The 24,546-nt window shown below is 64.7% G+C and carries 15 protein-coding genes; 8 read left to right on the top strand and 7 right to left on the bottom strand.

What is annotated here, in order from left to right:
- Nucleotides 1-108 precede the first annotated feature (108 nt).
- Together M2339_RS03355 and M2339_RS03360 are read left to right on the top strand one after the other, a co-directional pair.
- Nucleotides 109-6,165: an autotransporter domain-containing protein gene (locus tag M2339_RS03355; protein ID WP_264587510.1), complete on the top strand. Its 6,057-nt coding sequence runs from the start codon at nucleotides 109-111 to the stop codon at nucleotides 6,163-6,165.
- Between the two features lie 267 nt (nucleotides 6,166-6,432).
- A complete protein-coding gene (locus M2339_RS03360) occupies nucleotides 6,433-11,841 on the top strand; it encodes an autotransporter domain-containing protein (protein WP_264587509.1) in 5,409 nt (1,802 codons plus the stop codon).
- Between the two features lie 108 nt (nucleotides 11,842-11,949).
- Here M2339_RS03360 and M2339_RS03365 read toward each other — a convergent pair whose 3' ends face one another.
- Together M2339_RS03365 and M2339_RS03370 are read right to left on the bottom strand one after the other, a co-directional pair.
- Nucleotides 11,950-12,135, bottom strand: coding sequence for a hypothetical protein (locus M2339_RS03365; protein ID WP_181560134.1), 186 nt, complete (start codon nucleotides 12,133-12,135; stop codon nucleotides 11,950-11,952).
- Nucleotides 12,136-12,240: 105 nt separating this feature from the next.
- Complete coding sequence (locus tag M2339_RS03370; RefSeq protein WP_264587508.1) at nucleotides 12,241-13,143, bottom strand: LysR family transcriptional regulator; 903 nt, start codon at nucleotides 13,141-13,143, stop codon at nucleotides 12,241-12,243.
- Between the two features lie 141 nt (nucleotides 13,144-13,284).
- Between M2339_RS03370 and M2339_RS03375 the strand changes: the two genes are divergently transcribed.
- From M2339_RS03375 to M2339_RS03385, 3 genes are read left to right on the top strand one after another with little or no spacing between them, the layout of a single operon-like run.
- On the top strand, nucleotides 13,285-13,986 hold the full coding sequence (locus M2339_RS03375; protein WP_181560132.1) for a nuclear transport factor 2 family protein: 702 nt from the start codon (nucleotides 13,285-13,287) through the stop codon (nucleotides 13,984-13,986).
- Nucleotides 13,987-14,039: 53 nt separating this feature from the next.
- On the top strand, nucleotides 14,040-16,148 hold the full coding sequence (locus M2339_RS03380; protein ID WP_264588370.1) for a PQQ-dependent dehydrogenase, methanol/ethanol family: 2,109 nt from the start codon (nucleotides 14,040-14,042) through the stop codon (nucleotides 16,146-16,148).
- 50 nt (nucleotides 16,149-16,198) lie between these two features.
- Nucleotides 16,199-17,098, top strand: a complete 900-nt coding sequence (locus tag M2339_RS03385; RefSeq protein ID WP_264588369.1) for a formylglycine-generating enzyme family protein — start codon at nucleotides 16,199-16,201, stop codon at nucleotides 17,096-17,098.
- Nucleotides 17,099-17,137: 39 nt separating this feature from the next.
- On the opposite strand, the gene M2339_RS03390 is transcribed toward M2339_RS03385, so the two are convergent.
- A complete protein-coding gene (locus M2339_RS03390; RefSeq protein ID WP_264587507.1) occupies nucleotides 17,138-17,806 on the bottom strand; it encodes a GntR family transcriptional regulator in 669 nt (222 codons plus the stop codon).
- 234 nt (nucleotides 17,807-18,040) lie between these two features.
- On the opposite strand from M2339_RS03390, the gene M2339_RS03395 reads away from it, so the two are divergent.
- From M2339_RS03395 to M2339_RS03405, 3 genes are read left to right on the top strand one after another with little or no spacing between them, the layout of a single operon-like run.
- A complete protein-coding gene (locus tag M2339_RS03395; protein ID WP_264587506.1) occupies nucleotides 18,041-19,051 on the top strand; it encodes an amidohydrolase family protein in 1,011 nt (336 codons plus the stop codon).
- Nucleotides 19,048-19,722, top strand: coding sequence for an RraA family protein (locus tag M2339_RS03400; protein ID WP_264587505.1), 675 nt, complete (start codon nucleotides 19,048-19,050; stop codon nucleotides 19,720-19,722). The genes M2339_RS03395 and M2339_RS03400 overlap by 4 nt, the downstream gene beginning before the upstream one ends.
- Nucleotides 19,719-20,378, top strand: a complete 660-nt coding sequence (locus M2339_RS03405; protein ID WP_264578543.1) for an RraA family protein — start codon at nucleotides 19,719-19,721, stop codon at nucleotides 20,376-20,378. The genes M2339_RS03400 and M2339_RS03405 overlap by 4 nt, the downstream gene beginning before the upstream one ends.
- Nucleotides 20,379-20,391: 13 nt before the next feature.
- On the opposite strand, the gene M2339_RS03410 is transcribed toward M2339_RS03405, so the two are convergent.
- The 4 genes from M2339_RS03410 to M2339_RS03425 all read right to left on the bottom strand — a co-directional run bounded on the left by M2339_RS03410 (nucleotide 20,392) and on the right by M2339_RS03425 (nucleotide 24,491).
- The gene (locus M2339_RS03410) at nucleotides 20,392-21,036 is read right to left on the bottom strand and encodes a GntR family transcriptional regulator (RefSeq protein ID WP_220128545.1); all 645 of its coding nucleotides are present in this window, start codon (nucleotides 21,034-21,036) and stop codon (nucleotides 20,392-20,394) included.
- A gap of 94 nt (nucleotides 21,037-21,130) precedes the next feature.
- Complete coding sequence (locus M2339_RS03415; RefSeq protein ID WP_264587504.1) at nucleotides 21,131-22,237, bottom strand: zinc-dependent alcohol dehydrogenase; 1,107 nt, start codon at nucleotides 22,235-22,237, stop codon at nucleotides 21,131-21,133.
- 38 nt (nucleotides 22,238-22,275) lie between these two features.
- Nucleotides 22,276-23,136 (bottom strand): amidohydrolase family protein, encoded by an 861-nt coding sequence (locus tag M2339_RS03420; RefSeq protein WP_264587503.1) that lies wholly within the window; start codon nucleotides 23,134-23,136, stop codon nucleotides 22,276-22,278.
- Nucleotides 23,137-23,321: 185 nt separating this feature from the next.
- A complete protein-coding gene (locus tag M2339_RS03425) occupies nucleotides 23,322-24,491 on the bottom strand; it encodes a WD40/YVTN/BNR-like repeat-containing protein (protein WP_264587502.1) in 1,170 nt (389 codons plus the stop codon).
- Nucleotides 24,492-24,546 lie beyond the last annotated feature (55 nt).

Raw genomic sequence — 24,546 nt, forward strand, 5'->3', positions numbered from 1 at the left:
CCCTGTCGTCGCGCTTCGATCCTGTCTCAAATCCCGTTGAACCGCACCTGCATGGCGGTTTGCCCTTCACATCATCTGGGCGGTGGGCCCACACGAGGGGATTTCGTAATGCAGGGCAAGGCAATCAAAACGCGCGGCGCCGTTCGGCAGGCTCTCAAGGCCGGTCTGTTCAGCAGCGTCGGCATTGCGGGGATGTTGGCAGGCGCATCGGCCGCCCACGCCGAGCCTGGCATTTGCCAGGCTGAGGGTGATGTGACCCTGTTTTTCTGCGAACCCTCGTCGGTTAAGGCTCGTATTGAAGGAGGCGATACCAGCCTCACTGTGAACGGCGCACAGGACGAGTGGAGTATCACGGGCGATGGCGTCAGCTATTATACGTGGGACAATACAGTCTCTGGCGACATTACGTCGACGCTGCTCATCACCAATTCCACGATCAGCACCACTGATAATGGCGGCGTAAACGTCAGTTCCAATATCCAGGGTCGGAACGACATCTCGGTCACCTTGGGCCCGGACGTCACAGTCAACAGCGTGGGTGGCAGCGGTGGCATTTGGGTTCGCAACCAGATCGCGGGGGACATCGCGATCGAGAATGGCGCCGCGCTGACGGTCTCAGGCGTGGAAACCAATGGCATCTCTGCCACCACCAACGCAGGATCGGTGAACATCACCAATAGCGGGGCCATCACGGTCCAGCAAACCAACGGGGCTGCAGACTTCACCCAACGGGGAATTTACGCCGACGGCGGTTTCAACGATGCCGAGCCGGTCGAAGTGACCGTGATGAACACTGGCCAGGTGGAGGCCCAGGCGGCGGGTATCCGCGTCGTCAATTACAACGGTTTGGCTAAAATCACGAACAACGCCTACGTTTCTTCGGTGAACAATCAGGCGCTGGTCGGCTGGACGCCGAACGGCGAAGTGGTGATCGACAATCAGGAGCAGGGTGAGGCTATCTCGGCCAACGGCGCGGCGATTCAGGGCGCCTCGCAGATCGGCAATATCACCATCACCAACGCAGGCATTGCGGAGGGCACCACCGGCATTCTTGCCGTCGCCGGCTTCGATGAGGATGCGCCCGGCTCTGGTAAAATCACCATCACCAACAGCGGCATTGTCACCGGCAGAACCAGAAGCGCAGTTCAGGCGCGCACGCCGCTTGGCGATGTGGTCATCAGCAACACCGGCACGCTGCAATCGCTGAGCGAGATCGCAGCTGTCGATGCAGACACGCTCAGCGGAATGGTCCAGATCACCAATTCCGGGTCGATCCTGGGTGAAACCGGTATCGTCACCAACAGCGCGGCGACCACGATCATCAACGCCGGTACCATCGAGGCCTCGCCTTCCTTCGGCCACGCCATTCTGATGGGCGCCGGCGACGTGACGCTGGAGTTGCATGCCGGCTCCAACATCATCGGCCTCGTCGCGGATGCGGATATCGCGAGCGGCACCAATACCCTGGCGCTGGGCGGCGCCATCAATGCGTCATTCGACGCCGGATTGGTCGGCACGCAATATTATGATTTCGATGAGTTCGTGAAGGTAGGGACCGGCACCTGGACGCTCACGGGGACAGGGACGACCGGCTGGACGGTCCGCGAAGGGACGCTGAACGCTGCCAGCAGCGACGCATTCGGTGTGGGTCAGGCCTATGTCGTTGAAGGGGGCGTGCTGGGCGTGGGGGGCTCCACCTATCAGGCGACCCTGGGCTCGCTCACTGTCGGAGAAGCTGGCCTTGTCTCCACCGATGGCGGCGTGCTCGTGCTCGACCAGAGCAGCGACACCGTCTTCGCCGGCACGTTGGTCGGCCAGGGCAGGTTCGTCAAGGCGGGCGAAGGTGCGCTCGCTTTCACCGGCAATGGCGCTCTCTTCAACGGTGCGCTGGATGTCACCGGCGGCGCCTTTGACCTCACGGGCGGTTTCAGCGCCAGCACGGTGACCGTGGGCGGCGCGGAGCTGGCTTCGCTCAATATCAAGGCGGGGGGGCAGCTCAACTCTGTCTCTGCGGCCATTGGCATGAATGGCACCGCGGGGAGCGTTACCGTTGATGGCGGCGCGAGCTGGATCAACTCAAGCCTCATCGAGATCAGCCGCAATCCCAATTCCTCCGGGTCGCTGACCATCACAAATGGCGGCTCGGTCGAAACTGTGAATGGCAGCATTTATATGGGCGCGGGCGGCTCGGTCAGCATCAGTGGTCAGGGTTCGGCGCTCCGTGTCGGTACGCTGCATTCCGAACTGCCGGCCGACTGGGTTTCGGCCGATGGCTGGTTCAGTGCGGATGAGGGCAGCATCTCGGTGACCGACGGTGGTTTGCTGGAGGCTGACGGCAGCTATATCGGCGGAAACGGGTCCGGCACGGCGACGATGATCGTCGACGGTGCCGACACGGTGTGGCGCAACGGCCTCAGCCTGTACATCGGCGGCACCGGCAACGACACCGTTGGCCAGGGCAATGTGACGGTGTCCGGCGGCGCAGAAGTCACGTCCTACACCAGCGCGCTTGGCGTCGACACCGGCTCGAGCGGAACGCTGACGCTGACCGGCGAAGGCACGACCTACAGTGTTCTCGCCCGTAACGGCTACGCCGGCAACATGCGGGTCGGCTACAGCGGCACGGGCACCGCCACGGTTTCCAACGGCGCCCTGCTGTCGGTAGCCGCCCTGATCGATGTGGCGAGCCAGGAGGGCAGCAGCGGTACGCTGACCATAGAGGCGGGCGGCCGCGTCACCGGCGAATCCCTGCGAATCGGTGGGGCTCAGTCCGCTGTCGGCAGCGTCAGCGTCGATGGAGCAGGCTCCACGCTTGAGATCGGCAGCGGTCGCATCGGTATCGGCATCTCTGGCGAGGGCACGCTCATGGTCAGCAATGGCGCCTCGGCGAGTTCGCAAGGTGCGATCATTGGCTGGGAGTCCACCGGTCAGGGCACGGCCATCGTGAGCGGCGCGGGCAGCACGTGGACCAATGACGGCATTCTCTACGTCGGCAACGTCGGCGAAGGAACGCTCAACATCGCGCAGGGCGGTCGGGTCACCAGCACGGATGGCTATGTGGGCACCGTCAGCGGCTCTACAGGCGCGGCGAACATCAGCGGTGCCAACTCGGTCTGGGACATGAGCGGGCTGTTCATTGCCGGCAACGAGGCGGGCGCACAGTCGACGATCTCGATCTCCAATGGCGGCACATTGCGCGCGGTGCAGGGCACGCTCGGCAATCTCACGGGATCGCAGGCGAGCATGATCGTGACCGGCGCTGGCTCGACTTGGAGCGCCTATAATGATGGCCTGACGAACTGGGCGGGTTACATCAATGTCGGCCTGTTTGGCAGCGGCACGCTGGAGGTCTCGGACGGCGGCAAGGTGGAGGCGGTGCGCGTCTACATCGGCAATGATGTCGCCTCGAGCGGCAGCGTAACGGTAAGCGGCGCATCTTCGGCGATCCGGACGGAGGAAGGCCTCTATATCGGTGCCGAGGGGGCCGGTGTCCTGACGCTAGCCGATGGCGCAGAACTCAGCGCCCAAGTGATCAAGATCGGCAATCGCGCCGGCTCCACCGGCACGCTGAACATCGGCGCGGCGGCAGGCAGTGCGGCCCAGGCGGCCGGTATGATCGATGCCGTCAATGGCATTCAGTTCGGTGCCGGGGCTGGCAAGCTGGTCCTGAACCACAGCGGGACCGATTATGCACTTGCCGCCAGTCTGTCGGGTAATGGCGTGGTCGATGTTCTTGCGGGCACGACGATTTTTACCGGCGAAGGCAGCGGCTATGCGGGCTCATTGAACGTGAACAGCGGCAAGCTGGTGCTGGCCAACGCGATGAATGCCAGCTCGACTGCGATCGCGGCGGACGGCACGCTGCAGATCGGTAACGGCGGAACGGCCGGCTCGCTGGTTGGCGACGTCCACACCAACGGCACGCTGGTGTTCAACCGCAGCAATGTTTCCAGTTATGGCGGCAGCATTACTGGGCACGGCACGATCGTGAACGCCGGGTCGGGCCGGTTGGTACTGGCCGGCGATAGCAGCACGTTCGCAGGCCAGACGAAGGTTGATGCCGGGATGCTGCTGCTCACGGGCAAGCTGAATGGTGCCGTGACCGTCAACGCCAATGGCACGCTGCAGGTTGGCGATGGCATCCACAATGGCGAGCTGACCGCCAGCACGACCAACGACGGCACGCTGATCTTCAATCAGGTCGCAGACTATGATTACACGGGCGCTCTTTCGGGCAACGGCAGCCTGATCAAGCAGGGTGAGGGCACGCTGCTGCTCTCGGGCGACTATGGCTATACCGGGTCGACGGTGGTGCAGGCGGGCCGGGTGCGGCTGTTGGCGCAGCTCGACAGCGCGACCGATCTGGTCGTGGATGATGGCGAGTTTGACCTGAGTGGCACCGACCAGACCGTTGCAGGCCTGAGTGGCGCGGGCGGGACGGTGAGCCTGGGCACGAGCACGCTGACCGTCAACCAGAGCAGCAACACGCTGTTCGGCGGCAGCTTCAGCGGCAGCGGGACGATTGCGCTGAACGGTCCGTCCAGCGCGCCCGTCAGCATCAACCTGACCGGGGAGAGCTTTGGCTCGTTCACCGGTGCGCTCAACCTTGAGGGCATCGTGACGCGGGTGAACGGCTCGATGGGCGGCACGATCACGGTCGGCAGCGATGCGGCCCTGGGCGGTCGCGGGCAGGTGAACAATATCGTGGTCGGCAATGGCGGCACGCTGCTGCCGGGCAACTCGATCGGCACGCTCACCGCAGCGGGCAATGTCGTGTTCCAGGCAGGCTCGACCTATGAGGTGGAGGTCAATGCCGAGGGCGAGAGCGACAAGCTGATCGTCGGCGGTACGGCGACCATTCAGGGTGGCACGGTTTCGGTGCTGGCGGCTGCAGGCAATTATCGCTTCAGCAATGAGTACACGATCATCACGGCCGCGGGCGGGGTGACCGGGCAGTTTGCGGCCACCGATGTCGATCTGCCGTTCCTGACGCCGGAGCTGAGCTATGACGCCAATAATGTCAGGCTGGTGCTGACGCGCAACAATCGCAGCTTCGAGAGCGTGGCGGTGACACCCAACCAATTGGCCGTGGCGCTTGCGCTGGATGCGAGTGACGACAATGCCAGCCTGTCCCGCGCGGTAGCCGGGCAGCTTGAGGAAGCCGGCGCCGTCCGCGCGTTCGATGCGCTCTCGGGCGAGCTGTGGGCGACCACGGGCACGCTGATGGTGGACGGCACTCGCCGTCTCGGCGACATGGTGATCGGCCGCATGGAGCAGGCCGATGTCGTCAGCCGCACGCTGGCCGGCGCCGGCTCGTCGGCCCGCACGCTGCGCGATGGCAGCACGGCGGTCTGGGGCCAGGGCATCGGTGCGTGGAGCACGCTCAAGAGCAATGGCAATGCGATCAAGGCGACGCAGAGCACCTTCGGCTTCATCACCGGTGTCGATACGGGCCTTGGTGGCTGGCGTCTGGGCGTGGCCTTTGCGCATGAGCAGAACAAGGTGCGGGTCGACGGGCGCAGCAGCGAGGCGACCGTCAATGGCAACAGCGCGCTGGTCTATGCCGGCGGCGGCTGGGGCGCCCTGCGCGCCCGGATCGGCGCTTCCTATAGCTGGCTCGACGTGAACGGGACGCGCAAGGTGGCGTTCCTGGGCGTCAACGATGCGCTGGCGGGCAGCTATGATGCCAAGAGCGCCTCTGCCTTCGGTGAGGTGAGCTATGCTCTCCCGCTGGGCGCGGTGACCGCCGAGCCCTTTGCCGGCGTGACCCATGTCCATCTCAAGAGCGATGCCTTCACCGAGACGGGCAGCGCCCTGACCGCGCTGGGCGTCACCGACAGCACCCGCGATGTGACCTACACCACTCTGGGTCTGCGTCTGGGCGGGGCAGTGCCGGTCAGCGCCACCACGGTGCTCAGCCCGCGCGTCTCGGCAGCCTGGCTGCGCAGCTTTGGCGATGTCGATGCGACCAGCCGCAACATCCTGTCCACAGGTGAAGCGTTCACGGTCGCGGGCCTGCCCACGACGCGCGATACCCTGCGTCTTGAGGGCGGCGTCCAGGCCAACATCATGCCCGGCGGCTCCATCGGCGCCACCTACGTGGGCAATATCGGCGACCAGTGGAAGGACCACGGCGTCAAGATCGGCTTTAGCTACAGCTTCTGATCTCAGACGGATGCTCCGGGAGGCGCCGCTGCGGCTGCGCCTCTCTTGACCGAATTCCACACAGCAGTCTCGCGATGACCGAGGCAGCCCCCCTCAAACGACACGAACAGAGGCCAATAAATGGCCGTAAGGATATTGAGAATGCAGGGTTTTTATAACAAGTTTGACCGCGTTGAAGCTCAGCCGCTTGCTGACATTCGTCTTATGTCCTTCAAATCTGTTTTGCGCTGTTCGGTGGCCGCGACGTTCCTTGCCGCGGTGGGAGCTATGCCCGCCTACGCCGCGGATGGCACCGGTGGTGCGGGGGGCGATAACAGCTTCACGAGCGTTGGCGGGAGCGCCAGCACCACCTTCACGGGCGGTGACGGGACGGATGGCGTTGGCACAGATCCCAGCTATCTCTCCGGCGGCGCTGGCGGCGGCAGTGGCATCACAGGGGGCAATGGCGGTGCCGGTGCTGGTCCCAACCCCGGCTTCGCCGGGACGGGAGGGGCTGCGCCCGGTGAGGCGGGATCGGATGGCTCCGATGGCGGGGCCAACAGTTCAGGCGGCGGCGGTGGCGGCGGCGCGCATGGCTTTGTCGGACTCATCACAGATTTGCCGACATCGGGAACGCTCACCGGCGGCAATGGCGGTAATGGTGGCCTTGCTGGAATTGCCGGATATGGCGGCGGCGGTGGCGGCGGCGGCTTCGGCGCGGTCGTCACCGGTCTTAACGACTCCTACGACGCAATCACCGTCAGTGCCACCGGCGGCGCGGGCGGCGCCTATGGCTGGGCTGGCGTCGGCGGCAATGGTGGCAGCGGTCTGGTCATCGACCAGCCGGCCGGCAATACGGCCATCAGCATTACGGACAGCATACTGACCGGCGGCGCGGGCGGCGGGAGCCGCGAAGGCCAGTCCTTTGGCGGCAATGGCGGGTCTGCCCTTGTGCTCACCGGCGGCACCGGCAGCAGCACTGTTTCGATCTCCGGCGGTAGCATCATGGGCGGTGATGCCCAAGGCGGCAACTTCGGCGGGGCCGGGGGCTTTGGCATCCTGATCGAGAACATGAGCGGCCTCACCACCCTCACGATCGACACAGCGGTGACAGGCGGCGCCGGTGGGGCCGGGATGTTCACCAACGGTGCGGGCGGCGCAGGCATTCAAGGCGAGAACCTTGCTCTTTCCATCGGGACTGGCGGTTCCGTATCCGGCGGCCTTGGTGGCAATGGCGAGCGGGCCGCGGCCCTGAATTTCACGGGCGGTACCAACAGGCTGACACTCGCCAGCGGCGCCACGCTGAACGGTGGTATCGTCGTTGCGACCAGTGCCACGAAACTCGAATTCGCCCAGTCTGAGAATTACACGCTCTCCAGTGCGATTTCAGGCTCGGGCTCTGTGATCAAGACCGGCAGCGGAGCGTTGACCCTCACGGGCGACAATAGCGCTTTTGCTGGCAACATGATGCTCACCGGCGGCGCGACGGTCATCGATGGCAGTACGACGAGCGGGAACATCGTCTTCCTGGGCGGGCTCGACGGGGCGTCGCTGACCGTGGTGAATGGCGGCACCTTCAACGCCCCCAACATCATCGTCAGCAACAGCACGAATTCGGCAATGCCGGGCATGGAAGATGAGAGCGGTTCGCTGCTCGTCACGGGAACGGGGTCGACGGTCACGACCGAATTCCTGACGGTCGGCTATTATGGCGACGGCAGCGTGGCGATCGAGAATGGCGGTACCGTCGTGGTCAACACCTCCACGTCCGTCGGTGCGGTCGAGGGCAGTGTCGGCTCCATCACCGTTTCGGGCGAAAATAGCCATCTCCAGAGCGGGTCCCTGCAGTTCGGCGGGAGCGGCCAGGGCACGCTCATCCTGTCCGGCGGCGCGACGCTGCAATCCACCAGCGGGAGTTTCGGCGTAAATGCCGGATCGCTCGGCACCGGCACCCTCAGCGGCGCGGGAACGCGCTGGGACATCGGCGCAAGCGGCTTGGGGATCGGCACCAGCGGCGAAGGCATTCTCACCGTGACGGATGGCGCGACGATTGCCGCCTCCGGCAGTGACGCGGATGTGAGACTTGGCGCAAGCGCCAACGGCAACGGTCAGATGACAGTCTCAGGCAGCGGGTCCAGCGTAACGACCGACCGGAACATGACCATCGGCAGCTATGGATCAGGCACGGCCACCGTGACGGACGAGGCGCTGCTGGGCGGTGACAAGCTGATTGTCGGCTTCGTGGATGGCAGCCAGGGCACTTTGAACATCAGCGGTGAAGGCACGCTCGCGCGAGGCACGTCTTACGTCATGGTGGGCACATATGCCGGGAGCAGCGGCGTCGTCACCGTCTCCGATGGAGCGACCCTCAAGTCTGACGGCAATCGCGGCATCACGCTGGCTTATGAGGCCGGTTCGACGGGCACGCTGAACATTGGCGCGGCGGCAGGCAATGCGGCCCAGGCGGCCGGCGTGATCGATGCCGTCAACGGCATTCAGTTCGGTGCCGGGGCGGGCAAGCTGGTTCTGAACCACACCGGCACGGATTATGTGCTGGCTGCAGGCCTGTCGGGCAGCGGCGTGGTCGATGTGCTTGCCGGTACGACGATCCTGTCTGGTGACAGCAGCAATTATTCTGGCTCGTTAAATGTGGACAGCGGCCTGCTGGTGCTGGCCAACACGACGAGTGCCGCAAGCACGATCATAGGGCAGGACGGCACGCTGCAGATCGGCAATGGCGGCACCAGTGGCTCCTTCGACGGCGACCTTGTGAACAACGGTCTGCTGGTGTTCGATCGTTCCGATGCGCTTCATCACAACCGGGTCATTTCCGGCACGGGCGATCTGACCGTGGCGGGCGGGGTGATCACCCTGAGCGGGATGAATACCTTCACGGGCGCCACGACGATTGATGCCGATGCCACACTGGCCCTCTCCAATCAGGGCCGGGTGAACCAATCGAGTTCCGTAACGGTCAATGGTACCTTCGACCTGACCAGTGCAGCCAGCGCACAGATCAAGGATCTTGGCGGCAGCGGAACGGTGATCGTCGGTGATGCGGGGTTGATGCTGGCCAATGCCTCGCAGGTCTTTTCCGGACGGATCACCGGAACGGGCGGTTTGAACGTGTCTGCCGGCACGCTCACCCTGACCAACGCCAGCGATTTCGAAGGCGGTCTGGGGATCAGCAACGGCGCCACGGTCAACCTCGGCAACGGCGGCACGACCGGCTCGATCACTGCCAATGTCACCAATTACGGCACGCTGCTGTTCGATCGTGCGGACGATGTGAGCTATCTCGGCCAGATTTCCGGCCAAGGCACGGTGATCAAGACCGGCGATAATAGAGTGACCTTCGGCGGCTCGATGAGCGGCGTCCAGCTTGACGTGCAGCAGGGTACGGCCCTGTTTGTTGGGACGATCAGCAACAATGTCAATGTCGCCGAACAGGGCGAGCTGGTGTTCGCCAACCCCGCGACCACCAGCTACAAGGGCAGGCTGAGCGGCACGGGCACAGTGCTGAAAACGGGCACGGGCACGATCACCTTCTCGGGTGACAGCAGCGGTTTTGCGGGCGATGCGACCATCGATGGCGGCACGGTGCTGCTGACGGGCAAGCTGGGCGGCACTTTGCTGATCGACACCGCAGGTACGCTGCAGGTGGGCAATGGCTTGAAGAATGGCGATCTGCTGGCCGATGCCACCAACAATGGCACGCTGATCTTCAACCAGATTGGCGACTATGACTATACCGGCGCGCTGTCCGGCAATGGTGGCCTGATCAAGCAGGGTGAGGGCACGCTGCTGCTCTCGGGCGACTATGGCTATACCGGGTCGACGGTGGTGCAGGCGGGCCGGGTGCGGCTGTTGGCGCAGCTCGACAGCGCGACCGATCTGGTCGTGGATGATGGCGAGTTTGACCTGAGTGGCACCGACCAGACCGTTGCAGGCCTGAGTGGCGCGGGCGGGACGGTGAGCCTGGGCACGAGCACGCTGACCGTCAACCAGAGCAGCAACACGCTGTTCGGCGGCAGCTTCAGCGGCAGCGGGACGATTGCGCTGAACGGTCCGTCCAGCGCGCCCGTCAGCATCAACCTGACCGGGGAGAGCTTTGGCTCGTTCACCGGTGCGCTCAACCTTGAGGGCATCGTGACGCGGGTGAACGGCTCGATGGGCGGCACGATCACGGTCGGCAGCGATGCGGCCCTGGGCGGTCGCGGGCAGGTGAACAATATCGTGGTCGGCAATGGCGGCACGCTGCTGCCGGGCAACTCGATCGGCACGCTCACCGCAGCGGGCAATGTCGTGTTCCAGGCAGGCTCGACCTATGAGGTGGAGGTCAATGCCGAGGGCGAGAGCGACAAGCTGATCGTCGGCGGTACGGCGACCATTCAGGGTGGCACGGTTTCGGTGCTGGCGGCTGCAGGCAATTATCGCTTCAGCAATGAGTACACGATCATCACGGCCGCGGGCGGGGTGACCGGGCAGTTTGCGGCCACCGATGTCGATCTGCCGTTCCTGACGCCGGAGCTGAGCTATGACGCCAATAATGTCAGGCTGGTGCTGACGCGCAACAATCGCAGCTTCGAGAGCGTGGCGGTGACACCCAACCAATTGGCCGTGGCGCTTGCGCTGGATGCGAGTGACGACAATGCCAGCCTGTCCCGCGCGGTAGCCGGGCAGCTTGAGGAAGCCGGCGCCGTCCGCGCGTTCGATGCGCTCTCGGGCGAGCTGTGGGCGACCACGGGCACGCTGATGGTGGACGGCACTCGCCGTCTCGGCGACATGGTGATCGGCCGCATGGAGCAGGCCGATGTCGTCAGCCGCACGCTGGCCGGCGCCGGCTCGTCGGCCCGCACGCTGCGCGATGGCAGCACGGCGGTCTGGGGCCAGGGCATCGGTGCGTGGAGCACGCTCAAGAGCAATGGCAATGCGATCAAGGCGACGCAGAGCACCTTCGGCTTCATCACCGGTGTCGATACGGGCCTTGGTGGCTGGCGTCTGGGCGTGGCCTTTGCGCATGAGCAGAACAAGGTGCGGGTCGACGGGCGCAGCAGCGAGGCGACCGTCAATGGCAACAGCGCGCTGGTCTATGCCGGCGGCGGCTGGGGCGCCCTGCGCGCCCGGATCGGCGCTTCCTATAGCTGGCTCGACGTGAACGGGACGCGCAAGGTGGCGTTCCTGGGCGTCAACGATGCGCTGGCGGGCAGCTATGATGCCAAGAGCGCCTCTGCCTTCGGTGAGGTGAGCTATGCTCTCCCGCTGGGCGCGGTGACCGCCGAGCCCTTTGCCGGCGTGACCCATGTCCATCTCAAGAGCGATGCCTTCACCGAGACGGGCAGCGCCCTGACCGCGCTGGGCGTCACCGACAGCACCCGCGATGTGACCTACACCACTCTGGGTCTGCGTCTGGGCGGGGCAGTGCCGGTCAGCGCCACCACGGTGCTCAGCCCGCGCGTCTCGGCAGCCTGGCTGCGCAGCTTTGGCGATGTCGATGCGACCAGCCGCAACATCCTGTCCACAGATGAAGCGTTCACGGTCGCGGGCCTGCCCACGACGCGCGATACCCTGCGTCTTGAGGGCGGCGTCCAGGCCAACATCATGCCCGGCGGCTCCATCGGCGCCACCTACGTGGGCAATATCGGCGACCAGTGGAAGGACCACGGCGTCAAGATCGGCTTTAGCTACAGCTTCTGATCTCAGACGCTGCGAGAGAGAACGGAAAGGGGCGCGGAATGACCGCGCCCCTTTTTATGTGCCTCTCAACTGGACGGGTGCTGGCCGACTCTCGGCTGCAACCCCGGTTCAGAATGCCATATTGGGCTGTTCGTCCTGACCGACGCCGCGCGGGGCGCGTGTGTCCGCCTGTTCAGGGGAAAGCTCGGCGAGGGTGCTTTTGGCGCGCGCGATATAGGGATCGAGCTTGCCTTCATCGTAGAGCTTCTTGCCGAAATAACCAATCGCCGCGCCGGCGAGCAAAGTTTTCATCATGTGCGGTCTCCTTGATCGCTAGCACAATGACCAAGAGCGCGGAGCGTTCCGTGCCGCGCCACTGAGATGCGCCGGAGTGAAGAGGGCAGGCGTCGGCCGGTACCCTCAGTTGGCGGCGCGTCCGGCCTGCAGCGTGCGGCGGAGATGATCGATGGCGAGGCGCCCGCGGGCATCGTCGAACCCCTTGCGTGAGAGCATCAGACGATAGCCCGGCTCGAAATCGACCGGGATGCGATGGAGTTGTCCGCGCGCAGTGGCAGGCGCGGCTTCTTCGTCGAACAGCATGGCAAGGCCCGTGCCATTGAGCGCCAGCCCCATCGCGACATCGGTGAACTGCGGTCGCGCGACGACATTGGAAGGGTAGATGCACGCATCGGCCAGCGCGTTGATCAGCCAGTCATTATGCGGTGTGTTGTCCGGCATCATGATCATCGGGGCGGCGCTGATCTTGGCAGGATCGCTCCCCACCGCCTCGACCAGCGCGGACGTGCCGAAGAGACTGCTGGTCACGCGCCGCAGCGTCTCGATGGTGAGATCCGGGGCGACCGGCGGGCGCCCGGTGAAGAAGGCGACGTCCACCTTGCCGCTGCGGAGCATGGAGAGCATTTCTTCGCCCGGCGCGGAGAGAATCAGCTCCACATTCGGCACCTGGCCGCGCGCATAATAATCCGGCAGGCACGGCCTGATCCATTGATCGATAAGATAAGGGCCGGCAGCGACCCGCAGCACATAGCTCTGCGCATTGCCGGCCGTGGCGCCCAACTGAACCTTGTTCGCCTCACGCAGCAGCAACCGCGCCTGATCCAGCAAATCGCGGCCCAGAGCGGAGAGGCGCGCTGTCGATCCGCGCTGACGATCGAACAGGCGAGCGCCGGCTTTCTGCTCCAGCGCCTTGATATGATTGCTAATCGAGGGCTGGCTGATCCCCAGCCGATCCGCCGTGATACGGAAATTCTCGTCCTTCGCCGCTTCGACGAAAATCTCCAATTGCCGGATCGTGAATGCCATAAGCGATAGCCCCTCCCTTATAACTGATAGCGGACCGGGCCGTTGCTTTGCAATCGGGAGCAACCGATGCCTTGGCGAATGAGGCGTCCAGCGATGATCAGGGCGCCCGCACAGAGCAAAAGAGCAATCAGGAGCAGGATTATGAGCGAGATCGAAGCGCTGCGCAGCGATGTGAAGGCTCTGACCGAGCGGATCGGGATGCTGGAGGATCTCAATGCAATCCGCCGGCTCCATAATGCCTATGGCTATTATACCGATTATAACCGTTCGGACGAACTGGCCGAGCTGTTCTCCGACGATGCCGAGATCATCTTTCTCTCCGGCATCTATCGCGGCAAGGTGGGTGCGCGGCGGCTCTATGGCGACTGGTTTCGCCAGTTCTTCACGCAAGGGCGCCCCGGCCCGGTCTATGGCTTCTTGCTAGATCATTTCCAGATGCAGGACATCATCACCGTCGCGCCGGATCGCCGCACCGCCAAGGGCCGGTTTCGCGCGCTGCTGCTCGGCGGCAATCATGAGAGCCGCGACTATCGCCCGGAGGGCCTGCCCGACCAGTTCTACGAAGCCGGCATGTATGAGAATGATTATGTGCGCGAGGACGGCGTCTGGAAGATCAAGCGGCTCGATTATGTCGTGCAATGGCAGGCGGACTATGATGCCGGCTGGTACAAGACCATCGCGCATCTCCAGCCGCTGACCAAGACCTTCCCGGAAGACCCGCTCGGCCCGGATGAACTGGTCGACAACCAGCGGCAGACATGGCCTTATCGGCAGGAACTGGCGATGCACTTCGCGCATCCGGTGCTCGGCCGGGCGCTGGCGGACGCGGAACGGACCGCATAGCGCGCGACGGGTGGCAGTGGGCCGAGGGAGAGGGAATTTTAATCGTGGGTTTGATGTTCAGGCGCATGATGGCGCTGGCCGCGCTGCTGCTTTTCCTCCCTTCAGCCTGCCGTGATGCCGCAGACGTTGGTCATACCGGCGGCGATGTCGAGTGGCCGCTGCATGGTCGCACCGAGACGGCGCAGCGCTTTGCCGATCTGGACCAGATCGATCGCGAGTCCGTGTCACGGCTGGGCTTGGCCTGGTCCTTCGATCTGGAGACGGATCGCGGGCAGGAAGCCACGCCGATCATGGTCGATGGCGTGCTTTATGTGGTCAGCGCCTATGATGTCGTCTCCGCCATCGATGCCCGCACCGGCAAGGGCCTATGGACCTACGATCCACAAGTCCGGGCGGCGTCCGCACGTTCATGCTGCGGGCCCGTCTCGCGCGGTGTCGCGGTGGCGCAGGGCCGGGTTTATGTCGGTGCACTCGACGGGCGCTTGATTGCCTTGGATGCCAAAAGCGGCAAGCCGGTCTGGGAAACGCAGACGATCGACCAGTCAGGCCCCTTTGCGGTGAATTACACGATCACCGGGGCGCCGCGCGTCATCAAGGGCAATGTCGTTATCGGCAATGGCGGCGCCGAGTTTGGCGTGCGCGGCTATGTCAGTGCCTATGATGCCGCGAGCGGCAAGCTGGCCTGGCGCTTCTACACCGTCCCCGGGAAGCCGGGCACGAAGGACAATGCCGCGTCCGACACGGTGCTGGCCAAGGCGCAGGGAAGCTGGGCAGGCCAGTGGTGGCGCTATGGCGGTGGCGGCACGGTGTGGGATGCGATCGAATATGATCCCGCGCTGGACCTCATCTACATCGGCACCGGTAACGGCTCGCCATGGAATCATCAGATGCGCTCGGACGGGAAGGGGGATAATCTCTTCTTGTCCTCCATCGTGGCGCTGCGGGCCTCGACCGGCGAATATGTCTGGCATTTCCAGCAGGTTCCGGGCGATGCCTGGGATTATACCGCGACCCAGAATATCGTGCTGGCGGACATGGAGATCGATGGCAAGCCGCGCAAAGTGCTGATGCAGGCGCCCAAAAACGGCTTCTTCTACATTCTTGACCGCGCGACCGGCGAGTTCCTGAATGCCACCGCTTATGTGCCGCAGAATTGGGCGAAGAGCATCGATCCCAAGACCGGCCGTCCGGACATCGTGCCGGAAGCACGCTATTACCGCACCGGCAAGCCGCATTTCCAGTTCCCGAGCTCAGGCGGCGGGCATAATTGGCCGCCCATGGCCTTCAGTCCCCGCACGGGGCTGGTCTACATTCCGGCGCAGGACGTCGGCATGCCTTTCGGCCCCAACCCGCAGGAAGCGCAGGTGATCGGCGCCTATACGTCCGGCGTCGCGATGAGCGGCGGTGGCGCGATGAGCGCGGCGGACCGCAAGGCGCTGTACGACAGCATGAAGGCGCGGCTGATCGCCTGGGACCCGATTGCCCGCAAACCGCGTTGGACAAGCGAGGAAGCGGCGCCCTTCAATGGCGGCGTGCTGGCGACGGCGGGCGGCCTCGTCTTCGGCGGCAATGCGCAGGGGCGGCTGGTCGCCTATGATGACGAGAGCGGCAAGCAGCTCTGGTCGTTCGATGCGCAGACCGGCATCGTCGCGCCGCCGATCAGCTATCGGCTGGACGGGGTGCAATATATCGCAGTCATGGCCGGCTGGGGCGGCGGCTGGCCACTCACCGGCGGGGTGATGGCGCTCAAGGCCGGCAAGACCATCGGCCCCAACCGGCTGCTGGTGTTCAAATTGGATGGGGCGGCGAAGCTGCCTGCATTCACGCCGGCCGAGCCACTGCCGTTCCCCGATGTGGTGGACAAGGGGACGCCGGCCCAAATCGCGCAGGGCGACGGACTGTTCGGCCGCTTCTGCCTGCGCTGTCATGGCAGCGGGGCGGTGAGCGCCGGCGCCTATCCGGACTTGCGCCGGACGGGATTGCTCGGCACGAAGGGTTTTTCGCAGGTCGTTCTGGGCGGCGCGCTGGCGGAGATGGGCATGCCCAGCTTCGCAGGCCAGCTGACGCCGGCACAGGTCGACGCCATTGATGCTTATCTCGTCCGCCGCAGTCTCGAGGACCGGCGGATCGAGACTCAGGAAGGACGCAAGCAGAAGCGATGACCGATCAGGCGCAGGGTGGCATGATGAGTGCGCCAGAGATTAAAGACGGCATGATCCGTGTGGCGGGCGGGCAGTTCTGGATGGGGTCGGACGACCATTATTCCGATGAGGGCCCCGCGCATCCGGCCTCGGTCGATGCTTTCTGGATCGATGAAACGCCAGTCACCAATGCGCAGTTCGCGCGGTTCGTGCAAGCGACCGGCCATGTGTCGGTGGCCGAAACGGTGCCCGACGCTGCCGACTATCCCGGTGCCGATCCGGCGATGCTGAAGGCCGGCTCGTCCCTGTTCACGCCGCCGCCGACCCCCGTGCCGCTGCACGATCCAATGGGGTGGTGGACATTCTCCTTCGGGACCGACTGGCGCCACCCCTGGGGGCCGGAGAGTTCCATCGACGGGCTGGCGGATCATCCCGTCGTCCATATCGCTTGCGCCGATGCGGAGGCCTATGCGGCCTGGGCGGGCAAGCGGCTGCCGACGGAAGCGGAATGGGAATTCGCCGCGCGGGGCGGGCTGGATCGCAAGGCCTTCGCCTGGGGCGATGAACTGCACCCCGGCGGGGCCATGCTGGCGAATACCTGGCAGGGCGATTTCCCGCACCAGAATGATCTCTCGGACGGCTATCTGCGCACCTCGCCGGTGCGGGCCTATGCGGCAAATGGTTTTGGCTTGTGGGATATGATTGGCAATGTGTGGGAGTGGACGAGCGACTGGTATGTCGATCGGCATGACGCGCCGACCAAGCCCTGTTGCGCGCCGCATAATCCGCGGGGCGCCAGCGAGGATGCGAGCCGTGACCCCTATAGCGGCTTTCCCCGCCGCGTGCTCAAGGGCGGATCGCATCTGTGCGCGCCCAATTATTGCCAGCGCTATCGCCCCGCCGCGCGCTATCCGCAGACGGTGGATACCTCCACATCGCATATCGGGTTTCGCTGCGCCCGCAACGCGTGAGGATCGCCCGCTAGAGCTGAGCGTGGCAGGTGGTTGGCTTTAGAGGCCGCGTGCTTCCAGCGTTTCCAGCAGCATCCGCTCGAAGGATTCGCGGCGGGTGCGGCGGGCGGCGAGCAGCTTCTTGCTGTCCTGCTGACGGATGGCGTTCAGCAACTCGCGCTTGTCCACCACCTTGCGCTCCTCACTGTTCCGGCGCGGTAGCGGCAGGAGGGCGCGGTAACGATCGGTCAATGCCCATAGGCGGATAGCCTCGCGCACGATGGTCTTCTTGGGCGAGAGGTTGAAGATCATCGTGTGGAATTCACGATGCTCGTTCCACCAGCTCGTGCGGTCGCCTTCGTCGAGCAGGTCTTCGAGGCGCTGTTCGCGGCGTTCGAGCTCGGCAAGCTCTTCGGCGTCCGGCCAGTCGACGGATTTGAGCAATTCGTCCTCGACCAGATGGCGCAGGGCGAACAGTTGCTCGGCCTCATCGCGGGAAAGCCGGGTGACGAAGAAGCCCCGGTTGGGGTCGTGCTCGATGATGCCTTCCGAGCTCAGCAGCTTGAGCGCCTCGCGCACGGGCACGCGGCTGGCATTGAATTGCTCGGCCAGTTCGGTCTGCCCCAGCCGCATCCCGGGCGCCAACGTGCCACGGGCGATGAGCAGACGCAGCTCATTGGCGATCTTGGCGGGAACTCCGCGTTCGGATTTCACTGTTTCCTGCATCATGGGCATTCCTGGTTGGCCGAAGAGCCAGCGGCCTTGAAATTATGGTCGTTCCGGGCATCCCTAGCGTGGTGTCTCACAAAAATGTAGACATTTTCACGCGCTAGGAATCCCGGGCCGGTCGCGCGAGGCTTTTGGCCGACAAACACCCTCCACCGGCTTGACCGGAAACTCAGGATAGGTATACAAAAATGTATACCTATGATCTGATAACCAGCTGCGGGTGGGGATTTTGCGATGATTGTCGATTGTCATGGCCATGTGAGTGCGCCAGCGGAACTGTGGATCTATAAGTCGATGCTGCTCTCGCATCGCGGCGAGCACGGCAAGAAGTTCCCGGACCTCACGGATGAGGAAATTCTCGCCTACACCAATAAAAAGGAGATGGCGCCCTGCGGCCATCTCGACATGCTCGACCGGGTCGGCACCAATTTTCAGCTGCTCAGCCCCCGCCCGTTCCAGATGATGCATTCGGAAAAGCCGGGTTTTCTGGTCCACTGGTTTACCGAAGCCACCAACAACATCATCGCGCGGCAGTGCCAGCTTCTGCCGGACCGCTTCGCGCCCATCTGCGGTCTGCCGCAAGTCGCCGGCGAGCCGATCGAGAACGTTCTGCCCGAGCTTGAGCGCTGTGTGAAAACGCTGGGCTTCAAGGGCTGCCTGCTCAACCCCGATCCCTATGAGAACAGCGGCACCGAGCCGCCGGCGATGGGCGACCGCTATTGGTATCCGCTGTACGAGAAGCTGTGCGAGCTGGACGTGCCGGCGCACATCCACTCCGCCGGATCTCGCAGCCGCCGCGCGCCGTACACGCTCAACTTCCTGCTGGAAGAGACGATGGCCGTCTATGGCCTGCTCGAGAGCGATGTGTTCAAGGACTTCCCCAGCCTCAAGATCGTCTGCAGCCATGGCGGCGGCGCGATCCCCTATCATGTCGGCCGCTTCCGGGCGTCCGGCCTGCGTAAGGGCGAGGAGTTCCTCGATAAGATGCGGCACATCTATTATGATACCGTGCTCTATTCCGAGGAAGCGCTCCGGTTGCTGATCAAGACCGTCGGCGCCGACAATTGCCTGTTCGGCGCGGAATGCCCCGGCGTCGGCTCTGCCGTCGACCCCGCGACCGGCAAGACGCTGGACGACATTGCCCCGTTCATCACCGGCTTCGACTGGTTGAGCCAGGCGGAGAAGGACAAGATCATGTTCGGCAACGCCGCGCGCCTCTTCAAGCTGGACCTGCCGCCAGCATGAGCGCGGGCGATCCCCATGTCGCGCGGCTGCGCCAGCTGGATGCCTGCGCGGTGTCGGACACGCTGGACAAGCTGGGCCTGGCCGGCTGCGTGACCGGCCTGCGCTCGGCCTCGCCGGGCAAGCGGATCGCCGGCCGCGTCCACACCGTGAAGCTCAAGGCCGGCAACGCGCCTGCCGATCGCCCGCCGGTGCATCTGGGTGCCGCCGCCATCGATGCCAGCGGCCCGGACGATGTGATCGTGGTCGAGCAGCGCACCGGCATTGATGCCGGCTGCTGGGGTGGCATCCTGTCGCGCGGGGCGCAGCACAAGGGCGTCGCCGGGGTGATCTGCGAAGGGCTGGCCCGCGATGTCGATGAGGCGCGCGAGATCGGCTTTCCGGTCTTCTGCCGCGGCTACACCGCCCGCACCGCGCGCAACCGCGTCTATGAGGATGCCACCGACGTGCCCGTCACCGTAGGCGACTTCACCGTCGAGCCCGGTTTCTACGTGATCTGCGATTCCAGCGCGGCGGTGTTCATCGCGCCAGCCGACATCGCCCGCGTGCTCGATGCCGCGGAGGATATCGTCCGCCGCGAGGGCGAGATGACCCGCCGCCTCGCCACCGGTGAGAGCGCCAGCTTTGTGCTCGGCGCGAACTACGAATATATGCTCAAGGGCGACCAACAATGACCGACGACAGCAACGTCACCCGCGCCGCCGCGCTCGACACCGCCACCTTGAGCGACGCGCTCGACCGGCTCGGCATCGTCGGTCAGTGCTATAAGATCGCCGGCCGCGACCCAGATTTCCGCATGGCCGGCCGCGCCTACACCATGCTCTGCGGCCCCGCCTCGACGCCGCCTGGCACGGTCGGCGATTATATCGATGACGTCCCGCCCGGCCATGTCGTGGTCATCGACAATGGCGGCCGCGAGGATGCCACCATCTGGGGCGACATCCTCACCGAGATCGCTCATCGCCGTGGTCTTGCCGGCACCGTCATCGATGGCATCAGCCGCGATGTCTCGCTCTGCCGCGCGCTCGGCTACCCGGTGTTCAGCAAGGGTCACTGGATGCGCACCGGCAAGGATCGGGTGCAGGTCGAGGTGACCAACTGCCCGGTCAACATCGGCGGCGCCCGCGTCGCGCCCGGCGATATCCTGCGCGGCGATCCCGATGGCGTGATCGTCATCCCGCAAGCGCATGAGGAGGCCGTCCTCGCCGCCGCCGAGGAGATCCACGCCGCCGAGGAGAGCATCCGCGCCGCCTGCCGCACCGGCATGCGCCTCGATGAGGCCCGCGCCCAGTTCAAATATCACAGCCTTCAGACACGCGTGCAGGGCTGAGTGTCGATTGGCCCTAGCGGCCGTGCTGGAAGACCTGCTCCAGCGCACCCTCGATCTTGGCGCGGGCCTGCATATAATCGGCGAGCAGCGCGTCGCGGTCCCGCGCGGCCAAGGCGTCGATCAGCTTGCGCTCTGGGCTCTCGCCCATCGTGCGCGGCATGAGCGAGCGATAGCGGTCGGTCAGCCGCCAGAGCCGGGTCGCTTCGCGCAGCAGAATGCGCTCAGGCGATAAAGCGAAGAGGGCGAGGCGCAGATTTTCCAGCGCCAGCGCCCAATTGGTGAAATCGCTCACCTGATCCATGGCATCCAGCGCATCGAACTGGCGGCGGAATTCGGCGATCTGTGCGTCCGTCGGCCAGACCGCCGTGGCGAGCAGTTCCGCCTCCAGCCACCGGCGCAGCTTGTAGAGCTGGCGGGCTTCCTCCAGCTCCAGCGGCGCCACGAAATAGCCCCTGTTGTGGTCGTGGCGCAGGAAGCCTTCTGCCGCCAGCAGCTTGAGCGCCTCGCGAATGGGCACCTTGCTGCGCCCGAACCGGTCGGCAAGCTGGGTCTGCCCGAGATGTTCGCCCGGCAGCAACGTGCCCCGCACGATCAGCGCCCGCAGTTCATCCGCCACCACATTGGGCAGGGAGTCCCCCATGTCGATCTGCGTGGCCAAATATGTGCTCCTTGCGGCTGGTGGCAGTGCGCCATGGAAGAGGATTTTGGCGAGCGAGGCAATAGGCAGGGGCGGGAGGCAGCGGGGGCTGCGATCAACTCTTGTGCGGGGAGACGGTGACGTGAATTGCGCCCTCGATCCCGCGCCCGGCGGTGGCGAGGATCGCCTCATGCACCTGCTCCAGCGGGAAATCGTGGCTGCACAGCTTTTCGGCCGGCCACTTGCCGCTGGCGAGAATGTCGAGCGCCATCTGCACCGCGCGATAGCTGTGGCCCCGTGGTGCGCGCACGGTGAGGTAGCGCTTCTTGATCTCGCCCAGCGGCACCGAAGCGCTAAGGCCATTGAGGCTGAGCCAGGCACCCTTGGCCGACAGCGCCACAGCCTGCTCGGCGATCTTGCCATCGGGATCGCCGGTGGTATCGACCACCACATCCACGCCCATGCCGCCGGTCGCCCGCATGACCACCGCGGCAAGATCCTCCTGCTGCACGTCCACGGCGATGTCGGCGCCGAGGCTGAGCGAAAGGTCCAGCCGGGCCCGGTCGCGTGTCATGCCGGCGATGATGACGGTGAGCGCGCCCGCCTGCTTGGCGGCCAGTGCGCAACTGAGGCCCTGCTGGCCGGGGCCGAAGACCAGCACGGTCTTGCCCAGTCCCGCACCGCCATCCAGCACCGCCCATTGCACACCATTGCCGAGCGGCACTGCCAGTGTCGCCAGCCGGGCATCCATGTCCGCCGGGATCTTGTGGATGACGGCATTGGGCGCGAGGTACATATATTCCGAGAAACCACCCCATAGATGCGGCGGAATGTCCGCATTGCAGGTGCCGTAGCGCAGGGTGTTGAACCGATCCTTCACGTTGAAGAAGTCGGCCTCCATGCACAGGCGGAAATCGCCCTGGCGACACCAGTGGCAATGCCAGCAGGGGAGATATTCGTGCAGGGCAATGCGGTCGCCGGCGCGCAGGCCCCAGCGCTGCGCCGCAGCGTCGCCGATGCGGGCGACGGTGCCGACATTCTCATGCCCCATGATGCACGGCGCCGTGTTCTCCCGCCGGTACATTTCGGGGTCACTGCCACCGACGCCCGAGGCCTCGACTTTCAGCAGGCCATCATTCTCGCCGAGAGGTGGGAACGGAAATTCCCTGATTTCAGATCGCTCGATATCGATCTTCACGGCAGCACGAGACACGGACTCCATCATTCCCCTCCAATTCTCGTCGCGAAGGCCCGTTGCGCTCAGGCCCGGCCCCAGCTCTTGCCGTAAACGCGCATCGCCGTCCCGCCCAGGATCATCTCCTGTTGCGCGGCTGTGAGATTGCGTACCGCTGCGCGACCAAGTGCGGCCATATAATCATAGCTGCCGGGCGATTGGGTGATGTCCGATCCCCAGATCATCCGCTCCGCGCCGAACAGATCGCATACGCGCTCGATGACGGGGCAGGGGTCGATCTCCGCCTTGTCCAGCCGTCCCAGCGGAATGGTCGTGAACTTGACGACGACATTGTCGAATTGCGCGATCGACCGGAGCCGATCATCGATGCCATGGTCCGGGCCGCCGGCATCGCTCTGAATGGAGCTGAGATGGTCGATGACGACCGTCAGGCCAGGCACCTCGCGCAATATCCGCTCCAGATGCGCCAGCCCGATGTCGCGATTCCACGGGAAGAAATGGACGCAGACCGGCACGTCGAGCGTGGCGGCGGCTTGCCAGGCGTCGCGCGCCACCGGGGAATCCAGCCAGGCGATGTCCGAGCCCTTGATGAGTTCCATCAGCCGAATGCCGACGGCGCCATGCTCGCCGACCCAATATCGCACGGCCTCCCCACAATCGGCCTGCGTGGCATCAATGGAGCAGACGGCGGCGAAGCGTTGCGGATAGCGCGCGGCGCTGTCGCAGACATAGCGACTGTCGAACCCGTAGATGGACCCACGCTGCACGAGCACGGCCCGCTCGACGCCGGCCTTGTCCATCTCCTCCAGCAGCGTCTCGGCCGTCATGAGGTTGTCGAACGCCATCGGCGGGAGCAGACCGCCCGGCGGTGCCGGCGGGTAGGTGGTCTTGTCATCGGAGACAAGATGGGCGTGGCAGTCGATCATGAGCGAAATTGCACCCGTCAGTGAGACGAGGGACCGGCGCCGCGCGCCGCCGCATCCTGATCAGGCCGCGGCATCCGAGCGCGTTCGACAATGCGCAAAGCCGACGATTGAAGCCTGTCCAAGACCATTCCCCCCTTGAAAGCCGCCAGCGGGTCTGTCGCCCGCTGACGATCGACCGTTCTTGCTCAGGCGAACGCGTTGAGCGCCCGCAGCTTTTCTTCATAAGCCGCGCGTTCATCAGGCGGCAGGAAGTGGCGGAAGTGCGGCCCCTTGGACATCGCCGGAAGCCCGTCGGCAATGCGCTGCCAGCTCTGCGCCTCGTCCCGGCTTGCGTACAGCTCCCCGCAGGCGGAGCCGGCGAAGAGCTCCACGCCGCCCTCGGCAGAATCGTGCATCGCCGCGACTTCCAGATTGCCTGCGATCGGATCGGCCATGCCGATCATGCTGGTCCGCCAGGTCTTGCCATGGTCCGTGCTGATCATGAACTTGGGATAGGCCGTGCCTTCCGCGCCCCAATTGGGATTGGGGTTCATGCCGGCGCCGACCATGAACATCAGTTCCTTGCGCGGATGCACGAACAGCGGGTCCGGATAGGCGCAGGGGTGGCTGGTGTCGGTGAGGCGCTCCCAGGTCTCGCCACGGTCCGCCGTATGATACAGGCCGATGCCGGTGGTGAGGAAAATCTCGGCGGCGTTGTCGCGGTAGAAAGTCACCCGGTGCTGGTCGCGGCGGAACTTGTCGTCCGGGCGCTCCATGGAGTTGAGCGACGTCCAGCTTTCCCCGCCATCTTCGGTGCGCAGCAGGTCGCCCTGCTCCACGCAGATGTAGATCGTGTCCGGCTCGGACGGATGGGCTGCGATATGCTTCACATGGGGCTGGGAGCGAGGGAAGAACCAGTGCTCGGTGCCCTCGACCTGCGTGCAGCCGGGATAAGCGGTCCAGCTCTGCCCCAGATCGAAGCTGCGGTAGAACATCACGGGTTCGGTCCCGACATTGAGGATCGTCCGGTCGCCGTCGTGCTGCACGAGCAGGCTGTAGACATGGCCGGATTGCAGGCCGTTGTTGCGCGCTTCCCAGCTCTTGCCATGGTCAGAACTGACCATCAGGCCGCCCTCATAATGCAGGCCGGCGAACAGCATGTCCGTCACCTCGTCATAGACGAGCGCGCTGACATGATGGCCGGGGAGCAGCATATCGGGCTGCCGGGTCCATGGCGCATTGAGATTGTCTCGGCGAAAATCCACCACGCCGTCCGCAGTGGCGATCAGCATCCGGTTTGCGGCGCTTTGACTGGCGGAGCTCGTCTTTCCGTTCGCGGAAATGCAGATGATCGTGGATTTGGCAGCCTCTGCCATGGGATGTGCTCCAGCAATAGAATATATCGTTTTGTATAACAATCTATTCCAGTCT

The sequence above is a fragment of the Sphingobium sp. B2D3C genome (assembly GCF_025961835.1).
GTDB lineage: Bacteria > Pseudomonadota > Alphaproteobacteria > Sphingomonadales > Sphingomonadaceae > Sphingobium.